A 16,789-nucleotide genomic window follows, 5' to 3' on the forward strand; every position below is an offset into this window, starting at 1 on the left:
GGGCCGGTGACCACCGGCCGCCCGGCGAAGACCGAGGCACCCGGGCTGTGGACGTGACCGGTGCCCCCCAGACCCCCCGTCCCCCGTCCCAGGCGCCGCCGGCAACCAGGCACCACGTTGACGGGCGGCGTGCGGGTGGGGGCAACCCCGCGCCGAAGGCGCGGGCGGCGCCGGCCACCAGCCGCAAACCGAACACCCCGCCGCGGGAACGAGGCGTGAAGGAGCCACCGCAGGTACCGCACCCCCCGAAGCCCTTGGCAACCCCGCGCGGCGGTAGCAAGTTGGGTCGCAGAGCCCACCCGACCGACCGCCCCTGGGGGTGCCATGCCCGCCAAGATCCTCATCGTCACCGGCGACGCCGCCGAGTCCCTCGAGGTCCTCTACCCGTACCAGCGCCTCATCGAGGAGGGCTACGAGGTCCACATCGCCGCACCCGAGCGCAAGAAGCTCCGCTTCGTCGTGCACGACTTCGAGGAGGGCTTCGACACCTACACCGAGAAGCCCGGCTACACCTGGCCCGCCGACCTGGCGTTCGCGGAGGTCGACCCGACCCAGTACGCGGCCGTGGTGATCCCGGGCGGACGCGCGCCCGAGTATCTGCGCAACGACCCCGAGCTGCGCAAGATCCTCAAGGCGTTCTTCGACGGCGACAAGCCCGTCGCCCAGATCTGCCACGGACCGCTGATGACCGCGGCCACGGGCGCCCTGACGGGCCGCCGCGTCACGGCGTATCCCGCACTGGAGATGGACATGGCAGCCGCGGGTGCGACCTTCCAGGACACCGAGGCCGTCGTGGACGGCGTCCTGGTCTCCAGCCGCGCCTGGCCCGACCACCCGGCCTGGATGCGCGAGTTCCTCACGGTCCTGCGAGCGAAGGCCCCGGCCACGTAGAGCCACCGAGCGCCCGCCCGGGCACCGCATCTCTCGGGCACCGCACCACCCAGAGGACCGCACCACCCAGAGGACCGCACCTCCCGGGGCACCGCACCGCCCGGGCGCCGGCCTACGCCGCCAGCGACCGCGCGACCTCCACCGCCTCCGCGAGGCTCTCCACCACCGGCACCCCCGCCTCCTCCAGGCTCGACCGGCTGTGCGAGCCGCCCGTGTACAGCACCGCGTGCGCGCCCACCTGCGCCGCCGCGCGGGCGTCGTCGACCGCGTCGCCGATGACCACCGTGCGGGCCGGGGCTATGCCGTCCAGGGCGGCCAGATGCCGCACCATGTGCTCCCCCTTGCTGCCGCCGTTCGGGCCGGTTATCCCGTCGACCCGGACGAAGCGCTCCGCGATCCCGTGCTCGCTGAGCAGCGGCACCAGCCGGTCGTGCGGTGCCAGCGAGCACACCGACTGCGTCCGCCCCGCCGACTGCCAGGAGGCCAGCAGGTCGGCGGCTCCCTCCGCCAGGCCGGAGGTCTCCGCGCAGCGCCAGTAGTGCCGGTGGAAGGTCTCGTCCATGACCTCCCACTCCTGCTCGGTAGGCAGCCGGCCCATCAGCCGCTCGTAGAACCGGGGCACCGGAACGCAGTACAGCTCGCGGTACCTCTCCAGCGTGATCGCGGGAAGGCCGAGCTCGGCGAACGAGGCGTTCGTCGCCTCGATCACCGCGTCGATGTCGTGAAAGAGCGTGCCGTTCCAGTCCCACACCAGATGCGCCATGCAGACGACGTTACATCCCCGCTCCGACCCTCCGCGACGACCTGTGGATAACCCCGGCGCCACCCCCTCCGACCTGCTCAGATGAGGTTCGGGATCTCCTGGACACCGAACCACAGCAGCTCGTGGTCCTCCGCCCCGTCCACGGTGAACTGCGCGTCGTCGTCCCCCTGGTCCGCCGCCCCCAGCGCATCCGCCGCGGCGCTGATGTCGGGCACGGCGTCGTCCGCGTCCACGTGCACGGCCGCCGCCAGACGCAGCGGGACGGCGCGGGCGATCCGCACCTCGCCGACGGCCCCCGGGTCGAGCCCGCGGTCGGGGTCGGCGACGGCGTCGCCGTCCGGCAGCTCGGCAGCCACGACCACCCGGCGCCGCGCCACGTCCGGATCCCCGGCGATCATGCGGAGGCTGGCGGCCGCGGCCCGGCTGAGGGCGGCGTACTCCAGCTCCTCGATGTCGTCGGACACGTACCACTCGCGCAGCGCCGAAGTCACGGCGTATGCGGTCAGCGGGCCGGGGCCCAGCTCTCCGGCCTTGTGGGCCTCGGCCAGCCCGGAAAGCGTCAGGGAAACGTACACGCGCATGGGGGAAGCATAGGCCGCGCGGCTCCACGGGTCGCTCGACCGAGTGGATTCCCGGGGCCCTCCACCGGCCTCGAAACCCCCTCGTAGCCCGTCTGCAGAAACGTACATCCCCGGGCCCCGTCACCCTGATAGGTGAATTCCCCGGCCGCTACGCCCCTGATTGCCCGTTGTCAGTGCCTCCGGCTACAAGTACGGCAACCGCAGTCACGGCACGCAATCACGGGGGTGACCAGCGTGAACAAGACCAGCAGGACCCGGAGCCACGCACCCGGACGACCGCCCACGGCACCCGGCCGACAGCCGAGCCGGCCAAGCCGACCGCCGACCACGACCACCACGACCACCGCGCCCCGCCGCAAGGCCCCGCCCGGCCGACGCGATCCCCGCCGCCCCGGCGACCTCCGCATCCCCGGAGTGCCGCGGGAGAGGCACCCGCAGAACTGGTTCGCCGAGCGGCTGCTGCTGACGCTCAGCGGCCAGAAGCCGGTCCACTGGATGCTGGGCCACACGGTCGGCCCGGCCTACGAGCAGCTGCTGGGGCTGGTCCCGGACCTGCCGCTGCGCGGCCCCGTCCGGCCACGGCTCGCCGAGTGCCGGGCGAGCACACCCGCCCCGGACGTACTCGAGGCCCACGCCCTGATCGCGTACGGCTCGGCCCGTCGGGCCCTGGCGTTCCGCCTGGAGCGCGGGGCGGACGCCCGCTGGCGCTGCGCCGCGGTGGAGGTGGGCCCACGCCCGGCCCCGCAGGAGCAGGAGTAGCGCCACGACGACAGGCGAGGAGACACAAAAACGGACCGGGCTCCAGCACACCGCATGTGTGCTGGAGCCCGGTCCGAACGAAGCCCTGTCCGATCAGGCGCGCCGATCGGGCTATCGCCGATCGGGCTGTCGCGCCGCCGATCGGATCACTTCTTACGCCGACGACCCCCGCCGCCCCCGCGCTGCGCCTTGCGCCGCTCGGCCCGCGTCATGCCGTCCGCCTCGGAGCGCACCGGCCCGTCGCCGTCGCCCGTGGCGAACTCGCCCTCCTCGACGCCGCCCTCGGCGGTCGGCGCGGAGAAGTGCAGCTTGTCCGGGCGCTGCGGCGCCTCGAGCCCCTTGGCGGTGATGGACGGCCGCGAGCCGGCCGGGACCGCGTCCTCGGCGCCCGCCTTGGCCGGGACGGCGTCCGCGACGGGCACCTCCTCGACCTGCTGCTCGACCTGGACCTCCAGGTTGAACAGGTAGCCGACGGACTCCTCCTTGATGCCGTCCATCATGGCGGTGAACATGTCGAAGCCCTCGCGCTGGTACTCGACCAGCGGGTCCTTCTGGGCCATGGCCCGCAGGCCGATGCCCTCCTGGAGGTAGTCCATCTCGTACAGGTGCTCGCGCCACTTGCGGTCGAGCACCGACAGGACGACGCGCCGCTCCAGCTCACGCATGATCTCGGAGCCGAGCTGCTTCTCCCGCGCCGCGTACTGGGAGCGGATGTCCTCCTTGACCATCTCCTCGATGAACTCGGCGGTGACGCCGGCCCGGTCGCCCGCGGCCTCCTCGAGCTCGTCGACGGTCACGGCCACCGGGTAGAGCTGCTTGAAGGCGCCCCACAGCCGGTCCAGGTCCCACTCCTCGGCGAAGCCTTCCTGGGTCTCGGCCTGGATGTAGGCGTCGATGGTGTCGTCCATGAAGTGCTGCACCTGCTCGTGCAGGTCCTCGCCCTCCAGGACGCGGCGCCGCTCGCCGTAGATGACCTCGCGCTGGCGGTTGAGGACCTCGTCGTACTTCAGGACGTTCTTGCGGGTCTCGAAGTTCTGCTGCTCGACCTGCGACTGGGCGGAGGCGATGGCCCGGGTGACCATCTTGTTCTCGATCGGCACGTCGTCGGGCACGTTGGCCATCGACATGACGCGCTCGACCATCTGCGCCTTGAACAGCCGCATCAGGTCGTCGCCGAGCGAGAGGTAGAACCGGGACTCGCCCGGGTCGCCCTGGCGGCCGGAGCGGCCGCGCAGCTGGTTGTCGATACGACGGGACTCGTGCCGCTCGGTGCCCAGCACGTACAGGCCGCCGAGCGAGGTGACCTCGTCGTGCTCGGCCTTCACGGCCTCCTCGGCCTTCTCCAGGGCGGCGGGCAGCGCCGCCGCCCACTCCTCGGCGTTCTCCACCGGGTCCAGGCCGCGCTGGCGCAGCTCGGCCTCGGCGAGGTCGTCGGGGTTGCCGCCGAGCTTGATGTCCGTACCGCGGCCGGCCATGTTCGTGGCGACCGTGACCGCGCCGCGGCGGCCGGCCTGGGCGACGATGACGGCCTCACGCGAGTGCTGCTTGGCGTTGAGGACCTCGTGCGGCACGCCGCGCTTGGCGAGCTGCTGCGAGAGGTACTCGGACTTCTCCACGGACGTCGTGCCGACGAGGACCGGCTGGCCCTTCTCGTGCTTCTCCACGATGTCGTCGACGACCGCGTCGAACTTCGCCGGCTCGGTCCGGTAGATCAGGTCGGACTGGTCGAGGCGGGCGAGCGGGCGGTGGGTGGGGATCGGGACGACGCCCAGCTTGTAGATCTGCTGGAACTCGGCGGCTTCGGTCATGGCCGTACCGGTCATGCCGGAGAGCTTGTCGTACAGACGGAAGAAGTTCTGCAGGGTGATCGTGGCGAGCGTCTGGTTCTCGTCCTTGATGTCCACCCCTTCCTTCGCCTCGATCGCCTGGTGCATGCCCTCGTTGTAGCGGCGGCCGGCGAGGATACGGCCGGTGTGCTCGTCGACGATCAGGACTTCGCCGTCCATGACGACGTAGTCCTTGTCGTTCTTGAACAGCTCCTTGGCCTTGATGGCGTTGTTCAGGTAGCCGACGAGGGGGGTGTTCACCGACTCGTAGAGGTTGTCGATGCCCAGGTAGTTCTCGACCTTGGTGACGCCCGCCTCGTGGATGCCGACCGTGCGCTTCTTCTCGTCCACCGAGTAGTCGCCGGTCTCGGCCTTGCCCAGGCGCGGGTCGCCCGGCTCGCCGCGCTTCAGCCGCAGTACGAGCTTGGCGAAGTCGGCGTACCACTTCGTGGCCTGGTCCGCCGGGCCGGAGATGATCAGCGGCGTACGGGCCTCGTCGACCAGGATGGAGTCGACCTCGTCGACGACGGCGAAGTTGTGGCCGCGCTGGACCATCTCGTCCTTCGACCAGGCCATGTTGTCGCGCAGGTAGTCGAAGCCGAACTCGTTGTTCGTGCCGTACGTGATGTCGCAGCCGTACATCTCGCGACGCTGCGCCGGCGGCATGTTCGCCAGGATGCAGCCCACGGACAGACCGAGGAACTTGTGCACCCGGCCCATCCACTCGGAGTCACGCTGGGCGAGGTAGTCGTTCACCGTGATCAGGTGGACGCCGTTGCCTGAGATCGCGTTCAGGTACGCGGGGAGCGTGCCGACCAGGGTCTTGCCCTCGCCGGTCTTCATCTCGGCCACATAGCCGAGGTGCAGCGCGGCGCCGCCCATCAGCTGCACGTCGTAGTGCCGCTGGCCGAGGACGCGCTTGGCGGCCTCGCGGACCGTGGCGAAGGCCTCCGGCAGGAGGTCGTCGAGGGATTCGCCCTCGGCGTAGCGCTCCTTGTACTCCTCCGTCAGCGCGCGCAGCTCCGCGTCGGAGAGGTTCTCGAAGTCCTCTTCGATGGAATTGACCTGGTCCGCGATGCGGTGCAGCTTGCGCAGGATCTTGCCTTCACCTGCGCGCAGGATCTTTCCGAAGACGGACACTTGGGCTGGCTCCTTGCCGGTCGGGCCTGGCACGGTCGAATGCGCTGGCGCGGCCTGTTCTGGGGGGTGGACACGGAACGTCCGCCCCGGCCGCACCGGCCATCGTATGCGAGGGAGCGGCCCCGCCGGGAGGGCTGACCCCTCACAGAGGGCAGGCAAGCCGCACATTCGCTGCCGCGCGTCTGCCGTATCAACGCCCGAGCGGGGGAGAAAGTGCCGCACATCACGCATCGGGTCGCTCCCCGGCGGCTGTCCGTACGACGGAGAATCCGCTCATGGAGCCGATCACGCTGACCACCCCCCGCCTGCTGCTGCGGCCCTTCGCCCCGTCCGACGCCGACGCGGTGTACGCCGCCTGCCAGGACCCGGACATCCCGCGCTGGACGACCGTCCCCTCCCCGTACACGCACGAGCACGCACGGACCTTCGTCGAACAGGTCTGCGCGGAGGGCTGGCGGGGCGACGCCTCGTACAACCTCGCCGTCACCCGGCGTGAGGACGGCGCGCTGGTCGGAGCGATGGGGCTGGTACGCCTGCAGCTCGGCGACCCCGCGCGCCAGGCGGAGCTCGGCTACTGGACCGCGAAGGAGCACCGCGGCCGCGGCTACACGGCGGAGGCCGGCAGCGCCCTGTCCGAGTGGGCGTTCCGGGAGCTGGGCGTGGAGCGCCTGGAATGGCTCGCGGAGGTGGGCAACGAAGGCTCCCGCGCGGTCGCCCGCCGTATCGGCTTCACGATGGAGGGCACGCTGCGCGCCCACGTCGCCCGCACCACCACGCGCCGCGACGCGTGGATCGGCTCCCTGCTCCCGACGGACGTCGGCGTCTCCCTGCCCTCGGGCCGCCAGTACCTACCGTCCGAGGCCTGAGCGGGGCGCCCGCCGGTTACCTGCCGCCTGCCGTCGGGCCGCCGGCACCTGCCGTCCACGGCCTGAGCGGGGCCTGTCAGTGCCACCCCCTACGCTCGGCGGCATGGACTCCCTGACCGCCGACGAGGCCCGCCGTATCGTGCTGAGGGCCCAGGGCCTGCTCGGCGCACCCGACCGCCGGGCCGGGGTGCGCGGCGTGCTGCGCTCGCTCGGCTCCGTCCAGCTGGACACGATCTCCGTGCTGGCCCGCTCGCACGAGCTGATCCCGTACGCCCGGCTGGGCGCCGTCGGCCGGCAGGCGGTCGAGGACGCGTACTGGACGGGCGGCCACTCCTTCGAGTACTGGTCGCACGCCGCCTGCATCCTGCCCATCGAGGAGTGGCCCCTCTTCGCGTTCCGCCGCCGCGCCCGCCGGACCCGCGGCTTCCGCTGGCACCGCATGGACGAGCCGGAGAAGTCGCTGGCGGCCGTGCTGGACCGACTGAGGGCCGACGGGCCGCTGACGTCCACGGAGCTGGGCGGCGCGAAGAACGGCGGACCGTGGTGGGACTGGTCGGAGACCAAGATCGCCGTGGAGTGGGCGCTGGACACCGGTGAGGTCGTCTGTGCCCAGCGGCGCGGCTGGAAGCGGGTGTACGACCTGGCGGAGCGCGCCGTACCGGACGCCCTGCTGCACGACGACCTGACCGACGAGGAGTGCATGCGCCGCCTGGTCACCCAGGCAGGCCAGGCGCTGGGCGTGGCCACCCGCGCCGACCTCGCGGACTACCACCGGCTGAAGGGCGCGGAGGTGGACGCGGTGATCGGGGACACCGGGCTGGTGCCGGTGGAGGTGGCGGGCTGGGGCAAGCCGGCGTGGGCCGACCCGGAGGCGCTGGCGTCGGAGCCGCGCGGCCGGCACCGCACGACGCTGCTGTCCCCGTTCGATTCCCTCATCTGGGACCGCGCCCGTACGGAGCGGATCTTCGGCCTGACCCACCGCCTGGAGGCATACGTCCCGAAGCCCAAGCGGATCCACGGGTACTTCGCGATGCCGGTGCTGGCGGGCGGCCGCCTGGTGGCCCGCGTGGACCCGGCCCGCGAGGGCACGACCCTGGTGGCCCGGCAGGTCTCCCTGGGCCCGGACGAGCCCAACGGCGTCACCCCGGCCAAGGCCGTCGCCCCCACGGCGGACGCGCTGCGGGAGGCGGCCACGTGGGTGGGAGCGTCGGACATCCGCGTCGAGCGGGTGGTCCCGGCGCCGCTGCGGGACGCGATGGTGGCCGCGACGGCCGGCTGACCAGGGCATATCGCTTCCGGCCCGGAGTTATCCACAGGGGGTCGAAGTCCGTGCTCCCGGCGGGCATCGTGGATGGCACACGACGAGCGGCGGCAGGAGACGGGGGGTGTGGGCCATGGACATGACGCACGCGGCCACAGGGGGATATCGGGGTGCCGGGCGCGCGCGGATGTTCTGGGCCGAGCTGGTGGGCCTCCTCGTTCCCGCGGAGTGCGCCGGATGCGGGCACGCCGGCACCTCGGTGTGTACGGACTGCGCCCTGGCCCTCGTGGGCTCGGGCCCACGCCGGGTACGGCCCACCCCCGCCCCTCCGGGACTCCCGCCGGTGCACGCCGCGGCACCGTACGCCGACGTCACGCGCACGCTCCTCCTGGCACACAAGGAACGCGGCGCGCGTACGCTGACGGCCCCTCTGGGTGCGGCGCTCGCGGGGGCGGTCCGTACGGCGCTGGGGGCACCGACGGGGGCCGCTGTGGCGGACCGGGTGGGGGCACCCGCAGGCGCCCGCGTGGAGGCACCCGTCGGGGCATGGGCGGAGGCACCCATGGGAGCACCCGCTCCCGTCCTCCTCGTCCCCGTCCCCTCTGCCGCGACCAGCCGTGCCGCCCGGGGCCAGGACCCCACGCTCCGCCTCGCCCGGGCAGCCGCCGCGTCGCTGCGCCGGGACGGGGTCCCCGCCCGTGCCGTCCCCCTGCTCCGGCACCGCCGCCCCGTGGCCGACCAGGCGGGCCTCAGCGCCGCTGAGCGCCACGCCAACCTCTCCGGCGCCCTGGACACCGTCCCCGCCGCGCGCCGCCTTCTGTCGCCCGCCCAGGGGCGCAGTGGCGGGCCCTGGGCCCCGGGGACGGGGACCACCGGCCCCGACAGGCAGCCCGCACGGCTCTCCCCCGCCACGCCACGGCTGACCCTCATCGATGACCTGATAACGACGGGCGCCACCCTCACCGAGGCGGCCCGGGCACTGCGCCGCGTTACCACATCACCCCTCTACGCGGCGGTGATCGCCGCGCCGCGAACCGCGTTCGAGGGGAGACGGAAATCGACCGGGAATTTCCGTTTCCGCTGGTAGACAAGCCGGTGCAGATCAGGGGGTGCCGTAGCGACTCAAGCAGGCTATGTTCGATTCAAAGACAGGGGATCCCCGAAATTGAGGGGGTGTCGATCTTGTTGTCTGGGGAGGAGGAGGTGAGAGCCGGCCGTACCTCACGGGATCAGGCTGGCTGAAAGAACCCCGAGGCCCCGGACGAAACCGGAGCCCAGCGCACAGAGGGCAACGCTTCGCCCGTCTGCGGAGCGACCCGGAACGGAGTTCTGCGTGGACATCGTCGTCAAGGGCCACAAGACCGAGGTGCCGGAGCGATTCCGACGCCATGTGACCGAGAAGCTGAAGCTGGAGAAGATCCAGAAGTACGACGGCAAGGTGATCAGCCTCGATGTCGAGGTGTCCAAGGAGCACAACCCGCGGCTGGCGGACCGTTCCGACCGCGTGGAGATCACCGTCCACTCCCGGGGCCCGGTGGTCCGCGCCGAAGCCGCCGCCGGTGACCCCTACGCGGCACTCGACCTGGCCACGAGCAAGCTCGAGGCCCGGCTGCGCAAGCAGCACGACAAGCGCAGCACCCGGCGCCCCGGCAAGGGACGCCGCACCGCGGCCGATGTCGGCGACGTGGTGGCCAACGCCGCCCAGCTGACCGACACCGGTGAACTCACCACCGCCGAGGGCCTGGTGGAGGAGGACCAGTACCTGACGGCACCGCACAAGGCCGGACCGCTCGAGGTGGACGGCGAAGGCCCCCTGGTGGTCCGCGAGAAGACCCACGCGGCCGCCCCCATGTCCCTGGACCAGGCGCTCTACGAGATGGAACTGGTCGGACACGACTTCTACCTCTTCGTCGACTCCGAGACGAAGCAGCCGAGCGTGGTGTACCGGAGGCACGCCTACGACTACGGAGTCATCCACCTCGACCCGTACCCGCTTGCTGGAAGCTGAAATTCCGCCAACCTGGGTGGCGGGGTCGCGCCCCCGCCGCCCAGGCATGAAATCATGGCTCTACACGGCCAGTCGGCGGCAGACGCCCTGGGGCCTGTCCGGCGCGCACCAGAAGCCATCGCCCCAGCGGTGATCAGTCGGGCGGGCCCTCATGCGGCCCCAGGGGGGAGAGATGGCGAACAGCTTGGAGCCCACGGCTGAGGTGGAGGTCGGCTCACGACAGGAGCCGATCCGCGTCCTCGTCGTGGACGACCATGAACTCTTCCGCCGCGGCCTGGAGATCGTGCTGGCACAGGAGGAGGACATCCAGGTCGTCGGCGAGGCCGGCGACGGGGCCGAGGCGGTGGACAAGGCCGCCGACCTGCTTCCGGACATCGTGCTGATGGATGTGCGGATGCCGCGCCGCGGCGGCATCGAGGCCTGCACGTCCATCAAGGAGGTGGTCCCGAGCGCGAAGATCATCATGCTGACGATCAGCGACGAGGAGGCCGACCTCTACGACGCGATCAAGGCCGGGGCAACGGGCTATCTCCTCAAGGAGATCTCCACCGACGAGGTGTCCGCGGCGATCCGCGCGGTCGCCGACGGCCAGTCGCAGATCAGCCCCTCGATGGCCTCCAAACTCCTCACGGAGTTCAAGTCGATGATCCAGCGCACGGACGAGCGCCGCCTGGTGCCCGCGCCCCGGCTGACGGACCGTGAACTCGAGGTCCTCAAGCTGGTGGCGACAGGGATGAACAACCGTGACATCGCCAAGGAGTTGTTCATCAGCGAGAACACGGTGAAGAACCACGTCCGCAACATCCTGGAGAAGCTGCAGCTGCACTCCCGGATGGAGGCCGTCGTCTACGCGATGCGCGAGAAGATCCTCGAGATCCGCTGACCGAGCCGACGTCGGCCGATGCCCCGGCCGATGCCCCGGCCGACGTCCCGCCCGAAGCCCCGACCAACCCAACCCCAACTCGGACCAGCCCAACCAGCCCGGCCCCCGACTACCCCGGATAAACCGGCGCCACCCCGCCCGCGGCGACCTTCTCCCAGCCCCCGCCCACGGGCAGCCGCACCACGCCCGCCTGGCCCGAGCTGGCGACCAGCGGCATGGAGACGTTCTCCGAGGTGGCCACGGAGAACGTCTCGTCCGTCAGCGTCCGCGTGCCGTCCTCCGGCAGCCGCCCGTCGGTCTCGACGAACAGCACCTGGTTCACCCCGGTCTCCACGGTGCCGACCACCGCCAGCCGGCTGTCGCCGGCCCAGGACACCGCCTGCACGTCCTGCAGCTGCGGCGTGATCTCGACGACGTCCCGGACACGCAGCGTGCCCGCCTCCGCGGTGATCCCGCCCAGCATCAGCCGGGTCCGGCCGTCCCGCCGTACGACCAACGCGATCCGCGCGCCCTCGGCCGCGACCCGCAGCGACTCGATCCGGCCGTCCTGAAGTCCCGAGACCTCCACCGGCTGGGGCTTCTCCAGACCGCCCTTGGACCAGTACAGCCACGAACCGGACCGGGTCCGGTCCGCGATCCAGAGGTCCCCGTGCCCGTCCCAGCTGGGCGCGGTGAAGCCCAGATCGGCGCTGGACCGCGCGCCGCTCAGCAGCAACGGGTCCGACAGCACCGCCGAGCCGCCCATCCCGGTGGTGTACAGCCGATGGCCGCCGTCCGTCACCGCGGCGACCTGTGCCTCGCTCCGGGACACGGCGATCGACTGGATCTTGACCTTGCCCTCGGCGAACGGCCCGGCCACGACCTGCGGTTCACGCTCGTCCCCGGCGACGGGAGCGCGCACCAGCCGCTGCTCCTCGTCGACGAAGTAGAAGTACTCGTGCCGGTCCGCCTTGGTCAGCTGCCGGGTGCCGTACTGGGAGGCCACCTCCTGCCCGATCCCGCAGAGCTGCTCCCCGCCCGCCCGCAGCCGTACCTCACTCACCCGCGGCGCCACGCCCCGCACGGTGTACCAGACCTGCGCGGCCATCCGCCGGCACGTCACCGCGTCGGGGTCGGCGGGCAGTTTGAGCCGCACCGTCAGCTTCTCGTCCGTGACCGCCACGGCACCGCGCCCGTCCAGCCGGCTGCCCGCCGGGAACGCCGAGCGCGAGATATCAGCCATCATTCCGCCGCGTCCCCGCAGCAGCGCCCGCACCACCTCGGTGGTCGCCGCCGACAGTTCGGACTGGTCCCGGACGTACACCGGCGACGCCACCAGCGCGGACGGCTCACGTTCGGTGAAGTAGTAGGCGTTGACGGGCGTCCCGTAGGTGCGGGTGAAGTCCGACTTGCTCAGTACGAGCCCGCCGCCGGGGGGTGTGGCGATCCGCCACTGCCCGTTGCTGTCCTTGTCCCGCACCACCCGCACGGAACTCTCGTACTCACCGGAGCCCGGCCGGTACGCGCCGGTGTCCGCGTCCAGCGTGGCGATCCGCTGGCCGGTCAGCCGGAAGGTCGCCAGTTGCGTCGTGCCCTGCGGGGGATCCTGGCGCTCGTCCCGCGCCGGCCCCACCTCGCTGGTGTCCGGCGCGGTCGCCAGCACCGTGGTCTCCTGCGGCGGGGTCCAGCTCTTGCGGACCTCCGCGGTCAGATACTGCCGGGCGGTCGCGTAGTCACCGTCGTCGCTGCGCAGCGTCTCCAGGAAACCCAGGACGATCTGCCGCGCCGGGGCGTCCTTCTTCGGCAGTACGGGAAGAGTGCGCGCATACGGCTCCCCGGGCTTGTCGCCCTCGTCGACCGCGCTCACCACACCGCTGTCGGGCATCCCCACACAGCTGCTCAGCAGGACCGCGCCGGCCCCCGCCAGGGCCAGCACCCGCACCAGCCGCACCCGCATCGCTCGCCCCCCGCCCACTACTGCTTCTCCCACTCCGTCACCCGGGTGCCCGTCCCCGGCAGCGCGGTCGGGTCGACGGTCGGGTGCGCCGCACCCACCGGCAGCCCGGTGACGACGGGACCGCCGCCCCGCTGCTGCGCCGGCACGGCGGACAGCAGCCCACCGGCCTGCGCCGGCTCGCTCTCCCGCAGGGCCGCGCGATGGGCCCGTGAGTCCTCGGGCTCCAGCGGTATCGGCGAGCCGCGCAGCGGTTCTCCAGCCGTCCTCGGCAGCGTCAGCCGGAACTGCGACCCTCCGCCCGGCTCACCCCACGCCTGCAGCCAGCCGCCGTGCAGCCGCGCGTCCTCCACCGCGATGGACAGGCCCAGACCCGTACCGCCGGTGGTCCGCGCCCGCGCCGGGTCGGCCCGCCAGAACCGGTTGAACACCCGCGTCGCCTCGCCGGGCTTCAGCCCGACGCCGTAGTCCCGTACGGCCACGGCGACGGCGCCGTGCGCCACGCCCAGCCGCACCACGACATCGCGTCCCTCGCCGTGCTCCACGGCGTTGACGACGAGGTTCCGCAGCACCCGCTCCATCCGCCGGGCGTCCGCCTCGACGATCACCGGCTGCTCGGCACCCCGCACCACGATCCGGCTGCCCTTGCGCTCGGCCAGCGGCTCGGCACCGTCCACGACCCGCCGTACGACCTCGCGTACGTCGATGGGCTCGGCCTCCAGCGCCGCGGCGCCCGCGTCGAACCGGCTGATCTCCAGCAGATCGGAGAGCAGCGACTCGAACCGGTCCAGCTGTCCCAGCAGCAGCTCCGCCGACCGGGCGGTCACCGGATCGAACTGCTCGCGGCCCTCGTGGATGACGTCCGCGGCCATCCGCACGGTCGTCAGCGGCGTACGCAGCTCGTGCGACACGTCCGAGACGAACCGCCGCTGCATCCGCGACAGCTCCTCCAGCTGCTGGATCTTGCTCTGCAGGTTCTGGGCCATCTTGTTGAACGATGAGCCCAACCGGGCGATGTCGTCCTCGCCGGTGACCTTCATCCGCTCCTGCAGCCGCCCGGCCGCAAGCCGCTCCGCGATCCCGGCCGCCATCCGCACAGGCGTCACGACCTGCCGCACCACCAGCCACGCGATGGCACCGAGCAGCACCACCACGAACACACCGGCGGTGGCGAGCGTGCCCTTGACCAGGCTGAGGGTCTTCTCCTCCTCGGTGAAGGGGAAGAGGTAGTAGAGCTGGTACGGGCTGCCGTTGACGTCCTTCAGACGCTGCCCTATGACCAGCCCCGGCTCGGACTCCCCGTTCCCCTGCACGATCTGGGTGTACGTCTGGAACATGCCCTCGCCGTTGTCGACCCGCTCACGCAGGTCCTCTGGCACGCTCCGCGCGTCGGCGCCCTCGCGGCCGAAGACGATCGGCGCGGTCACCAGGGCGCCCTGGTCGCCGTCGCGGCCCAGCACGGGCACCCCGCTGCGCTCCGAGGGCATCGCGATCACCTGGAAGATGCCGCTGCCGCTGCCGCTGTTCAGCGATTCGACGAGCCGGTCCGGCCAGTCCTCCGGCGCGGCCTGCCGCCCGGTGGCCTGGTCACGGCTCTCGCGCTCGGCCCGCTCCTCGGCGTTGGCGAAACCGCCCTGCGCCTGGCTCTTGGCCGCCGCCAGCTTGCCCTCCAGCAGCCCGTTGCGAACCTGCCCGATGACGACGACACCGAGCAGCAGCACCACGCCCATGGACATCAGCAGCGTGGTGGCGACGACACGGACCTGGATGTTGCGCCGCCACAGCAGCACGGCAGGCTGAAGCGGCCGGCGAACCCAACGCAGCACCATCCGTATCAGGGGCTGCATCGGTCCGCCGGCTGCGCCACCCTGCCGCAGCAGCCGGGCCATGATCAGCTGGGCCCGGCCTTGTAACCCACGCCGCGCACGGTCACGACGATCTCCGGCCGCTCCGGGTCCTTCTCGACCTTGGAGCGCAGGCGCTGTACGTGCACGTTCACCAGCCGGGTGTCGGCGGCGTGCCGGTAGCCCCAGACCTGCTCCAGCAGCACCTCGCGGGTGAACACCTGCCAGGGCTTGCGGGCGAGGGCGACCAGCAGGTCGAACTCCAGTGGGGTGAGCGCGATCTGCTGCCCGTCCCGCTTCACGGAGTGCCCGGCCACGTCGATCACCAGATCGCCGATGGCCAGCTGCTCCGGCACGGGTTCCTCGGAGCGGCGCAGCCGTGCCCGGATCCGGGCGACGAGCTCCTTGGGCTTGAACGGCTTGACGATGTAGTCGTCGGCCCCGGACTCCAGGCCCACGACGACATCGACCGTGTCGCTCTTCGCGGTGAGCATCACGATCGGCACACCCGATTCGGCCCGGATCAGCCTGCACACCTCGATGCCGTCCCGTCCGGGCAGCATGAGGTCGAGCAGTACCAGATCCGGCTTGGTCTCGCGGAAGGCGGCGAGCGCCTTGTCGCCGTCGTTGACGAACGACGGCTCAAAACCTTCCCCGCGCAGCACGATGCCGAGCATCTCTGCCAGTGCGGTGTCGTCATCGACGACCAGGACGCGTCCCTTCATATGGACATCATCCCATCGCCCCGTCAAACTCGGAGTGCTCGCCGGAGTGATCCGTTTCACGCCAATTCTTCCCACTGGCCATCTCACGGACTCCCTGCCCACGCACGGGTGACAACACACCCCGCTCCGTGACGATCGCGGTGACCAGATCCGGCGGCGTCACATCGAACGCGGGGTTGTACGCCTGCGTCCCCAGCGGAGCCACGACCAGCCCCGCGCCCGCCTGCGGAGCCCCCACACCCAACCCGTGCGGCCCGCTGAACTCCGTGATCTCACTGCCGGCCCGCTGCTCGATCTCGATGGACCCCCCGTCCTCCGTCTGGAGGTCCACGGTCGAGGTGGGCGCCACCACGATGAACGGCACCCCGTGATGCCGCGCCAGCACCGCCAGCGGATACGACCCCACCTTGTTCGCCACCGCCCCGTCCGCGGCGATCCGGTCCGCCCCGATCAGCACGGCATCCACCTCACCGGCCGCGAACAGCGATCCGGCGGCGTTGTCGGCGAGCAGGGTGTACGGCATACCGCTGCGGGCCGCCTCGTACGCCGTGAGCCTCGCCCCTTGCAGCAGCGGCCGGGTCTCGTCCACCCACAGCCGGCGCAGCTCCCCCGCCCGGTGCGCCGCCCGCACCACCGCGAACGCGGTGCCCTCCCCACCCGACACCAGCGCGCCGGTGTTGCAGTGGGTCAGCACCCGGTAGCCGCCACCAGGGACCAGCTCACTCAGCAGCTCCAGTCCGTGCCGGCCCATCGCCCGACTGCCCCGGGCGTCCTCCTCGTGCAGGCGCCGCGCCTCGGCCAGCGCCGCGGCCGCACCCTCCCCGGGCCCCGCGGCGTGGAAGGCGTCGAGCGCTCTGCCCACGCCCCAGGCCAGATTCACCGCGGTGGGCCGGGCGGACGACAGCTGCTCGGCCGCCTCGTCCACGTCGAATCCACGGGCCGCCGCCAGCGCCACGCCGTACGCACCGGCCAGCCCGAGCAGCGGCGCACCGCGCACCGCCAGCGTCTGGATGGCCTGCACCAGGCCGGGCACATCCGTACAGAGAAGCTCGACCTCCTCCGCCGGCAGCCGCGTCTGGTCCACTAGGACCAGGACGGGCCCGTCTCCTGTCTCCTGGGGCTCCTCCCAGCGGAGCGCAACGATGTCTTCAGCCATGAAGGCCAGTCAACCCTCAACGCAGAAAAGCCTCAACCCCCGACGCAAGGTCGGGGGTTGAGGCTTAATAATTGTTCGGCGGCGACCTACTCTCCCACAGGGTCCCCCCTGCAGTACCATCGGCGCGGAAAGGCTTAGAACGGGAGGCCGTGC

The 16,789-nt window shown here is 71.7% G+C and carries 13 protein-coding genes and 1 pseudogene; 7 read left to right on the plus strand and 7 right to left on the minus strand.

What is annotated here, in order from left to right; all coding sequences use genetic code 11:
• Window positions 1-324 precede the first annotated feature (324 nt).
• A complete protein-coding gene (locus tag AB0M28_RS36245; protein WP_365414369.1) occupies window positions 325-891 on the plus strand; it encodes a DJ-1/PfpI family protein in 567 nt (188 codons plus the stop codon).
• Between the two features lie 112 nt (window positions 892-1,003).
• Here AB0M28_RS36245 and AB0M28_RS36250 read toward each other — a convergent pair whose 3' ends face one another.
• Window positions 1,004-1,654 carry an HAD family hydrolase gene (locus AB0M28_RS36250; RefSeq protein ID WP_365414371.1) on the minus strand — a complete coding sequence of 217 codons (651 nt, stop codon included), beginning with the start codon at window positions 1,652-1,654 and terminating at the stop codon, window positions 1,004-1,006.
• Window positions 1,655-1,731: 77 nt separating this feature from the next.
• Window positions 1,732-2,235 carry a hypothetical protein gene (locus AB0M28_RS36255; protein WP_365414373.1) on the minus strand — a complete coding sequence of 168 codons (504 nt, stop codon included), beginning with the start codon at window positions 2,233-2,235 and terminating at the stop codon, window positions 1,732-1,734.
• 414 nt (window positions 2,236-2,649) lie between these two features.
• Between AB0M28_RS36255 and AB0M28_RS36260 the strand changes: the two genes are divergently transcribed.
• Window positions 2,650-2,994, plus strand: a complete 345-nt coding sequence (locus AB0M28_RS36260; protein ID WP_365414375.1) for an Rv3235 family protein — start codon at window positions 2,650-2,652, stop codon at window positions 2,992-2,994.
• Between the two features lie 146 nt (window positions 2,995-3,140).
• Here AB0M28_RS36260 and secA read toward each other — a convergent pair whose 3' ends face one another.
• Window positions 3,141-5,960, minus strand: a complete 2,820-nt coding sequence (secA, locus tag AB0M28_RS36265) for a preprotein translocase subunit SecA (protein ID WP_365414377.1) — start codon at window positions 5,958-5,960, stop codon at window positions 3,141-3,143.
• Window positions 5,961-6,235: 275 nt separating this feature from the next.
• On the opposite strand from secA, the gene AB0M28_RS36270 reads away from it, so the two are divergent.
• From AB0M28_RS36270 to AB0M28_RS36290, 5 genes and pseudogenes are all read left to right on the plus strand, one after another.
• Window positions 6,236-6,826 carry a GNAT family N-acetyltransferase gene (locus tag AB0M28_RS36270; RefSeq protein ID WP_365414379.1) on the plus strand — a complete coding sequence of 197 codons (591 nt, stop codon included), beginning with the start codon at window positions 6,236-6,238 and terminating at the stop codon, window positions 6,824-6,826.
• A 103-nt stretch (window positions 6,827-6,929) separates the two neighbouring features.
• Window positions 6,930-8,105 (plus strand): crosslink repair DNA glycosylase YcaQ family protein, encoded by a 1,176-nt coding sequence (locus AB0M28_RS36275; protein ID WP_365414380.1) that lies wholly within the window; start codon window positions 6,930-6,932, stop codon window positions 8,103-8,105.
• A 544-nt stretch (window positions 8,106-8,649) separates the two neighbouring features.
• On the plus strand, window positions 8,650-9,174 hold the full coding sequence (locus AB0M28_RS36280; protein ID WP_365414381.1) for a ComF family protein: 525 nt from the start codon (window positions 8,650-8,652) through the stop codon (window positions 9,172-9,174).
• A 246-nt stretch (window positions 9,175-9,420) separates the two neighbouring features.
• Window positions 9,421-10,095, plus strand: a complete 675-nt coding sequence (raiA, locus tag AB0M28_RS36285) for a ribosome-associated translation inhibitor RaiA (protein ID WP_365414383.1) — start codon at window positions 9,421-9,423, stop codon at window positions 10,093-10,095.
• Window positions 10,096-10,306: 211 nt separating this feature from the next.
• Window positions 10,307-10,978, plus strand: a pseudogene (locus tag AB0M28_RS36290) (response regulator transcription factor); the annotation flags it as partial.
• A 109-nt stretch (window positions 10,979-11,087) separates the two neighbouring features.
• Here AB0M28_RS36290 and AB0M28_RS36295 read toward each other — a convergent pair.
• From AB0M28_RS36295 to mtnA, 4 genes are read right to left on the minus strand one after another with little or no spacing between them, the layout of a single operon-like run.
• A complete protein-coding gene (locus tag AB0M28_RS36295) occupies window positions 11,088-12,932 on the minus strand; it encodes an LpqB family beta-propeller domain-containing protein (RefSeq protein WP_365414385.1) in 1,845 nt (614 codons plus the stop codon).
• Entirely contained in the window at window positions 12,932-14,800 is a 1,869-nt protein-coding gene (mtrB, locus tag AB0M28_RS36300; protein WP_365414387.1) for an MtrAB system histidine kinase MtrB, read from the minus strand. The genes AB0M28_RS36295 and mtrB overlap by 1 nt, the downstream gene beginning before the upstream one ends.
• Before the next feature lie 2 nt (window positions 14,801-14,802).
• Window positions 14,803-15,480, minus strand: coding sequence for a two-component system response regulator MtrA (gene mtrA, locus AB0M28_RS36305; RefSeq protein ID WP_365414389.1), 678 nt, complete (start codon window positions 15,478-15,480; stop codon window positions 14,803-14,805).
• Between the two features lie 7 nt (window positions 15,481-15,487).
• On the minus strand, window positions 15,488-16,636 hold the full coding sequence (mtnA, locus tag AB0M28_RS36310) for an S-methyl-5-thioribose-1-phosphate isomerase (RefSeq protein WP_365414391.1): 1,149 nt from the start codon (window positions 16,634-16,636) through the stop codon (window positions 15,488-15,490).
• Between the last annotated feature and the right edge of the window lie 153 nt (window positions 16,637-16,789).

Origin of the sequence: Streptomyces sp. NPDC051940, from assembly GCF_040680895.1 — a bacterium.
Classification (GTDB): Bacteria; Actinomycetota; Actinomycetes; order Streptomycetales; family Streptomycetaceae; genus Streptomyces.

Coding starts and splice junctions, on each gene's coding strand:
- AB0M28_RS36245 (WP_365414369.1), top strand. CDS start 325: ATGCCCGCCAAGATCCTCATCGTCACCGGCGACGCCGCCGAGTCCCTC.
- AB0M28_RS36250 (WP_365414371.1), bottom strand. CDS start 1,654: ATGGCGCATCTGGTGTGGGACTGGAACGGCACGCTCTTTCACGACATC.
- AB0M28_RS36255 (WP_365414373.1), bottom strand. CDS start 2,235: ATGCGCGTGTACGTTTCCCTGACGCTTTCCGGGCTGGCCGAGGCCCAC.
- AB0M28_RS36270 (WP_365414379.1), top strand. CDS start 6,236: ATGGAGCCGATCACGCTGACCACCCCCCGCCTGCTGCTGCGGCCCTTC.
- AB0M28_RS36275 (WP_365414380.1), top strand. CDS start 6,930: ATGGACTCCCTGACCGCCGACGAGGCCCGCCGTATCGTGCTGAGGGCC.
- AB0M28_RS36280 (WP_365414381.1), top strand. CDS start 8,650: ATGGGAGCACCCGCTCCCGTCCTCCTCGTCCCCGTCCCCTCTGCCGCG.
- mtrB (WP_365414387.1), bottom strand. CDS start 14,800: ATGGCCCGGCTGCTGCGGCAGGGTGGCGCAGCCGGCGGACCGATGCAG.
- mtrA (WP_365414389.1), bottom strand. CDS start 15,480: ATGAAGGGACGCGTCCTGGTCGTCGATGACGACACCGCACTGGCAGAG.
- mtnA (WP_365414391.1), bottom strand. CDS start 16,636: ATGGCTGAAGACATCGTTGCGCTCCGCTGGGAGGAGCCCCAGGAGACA.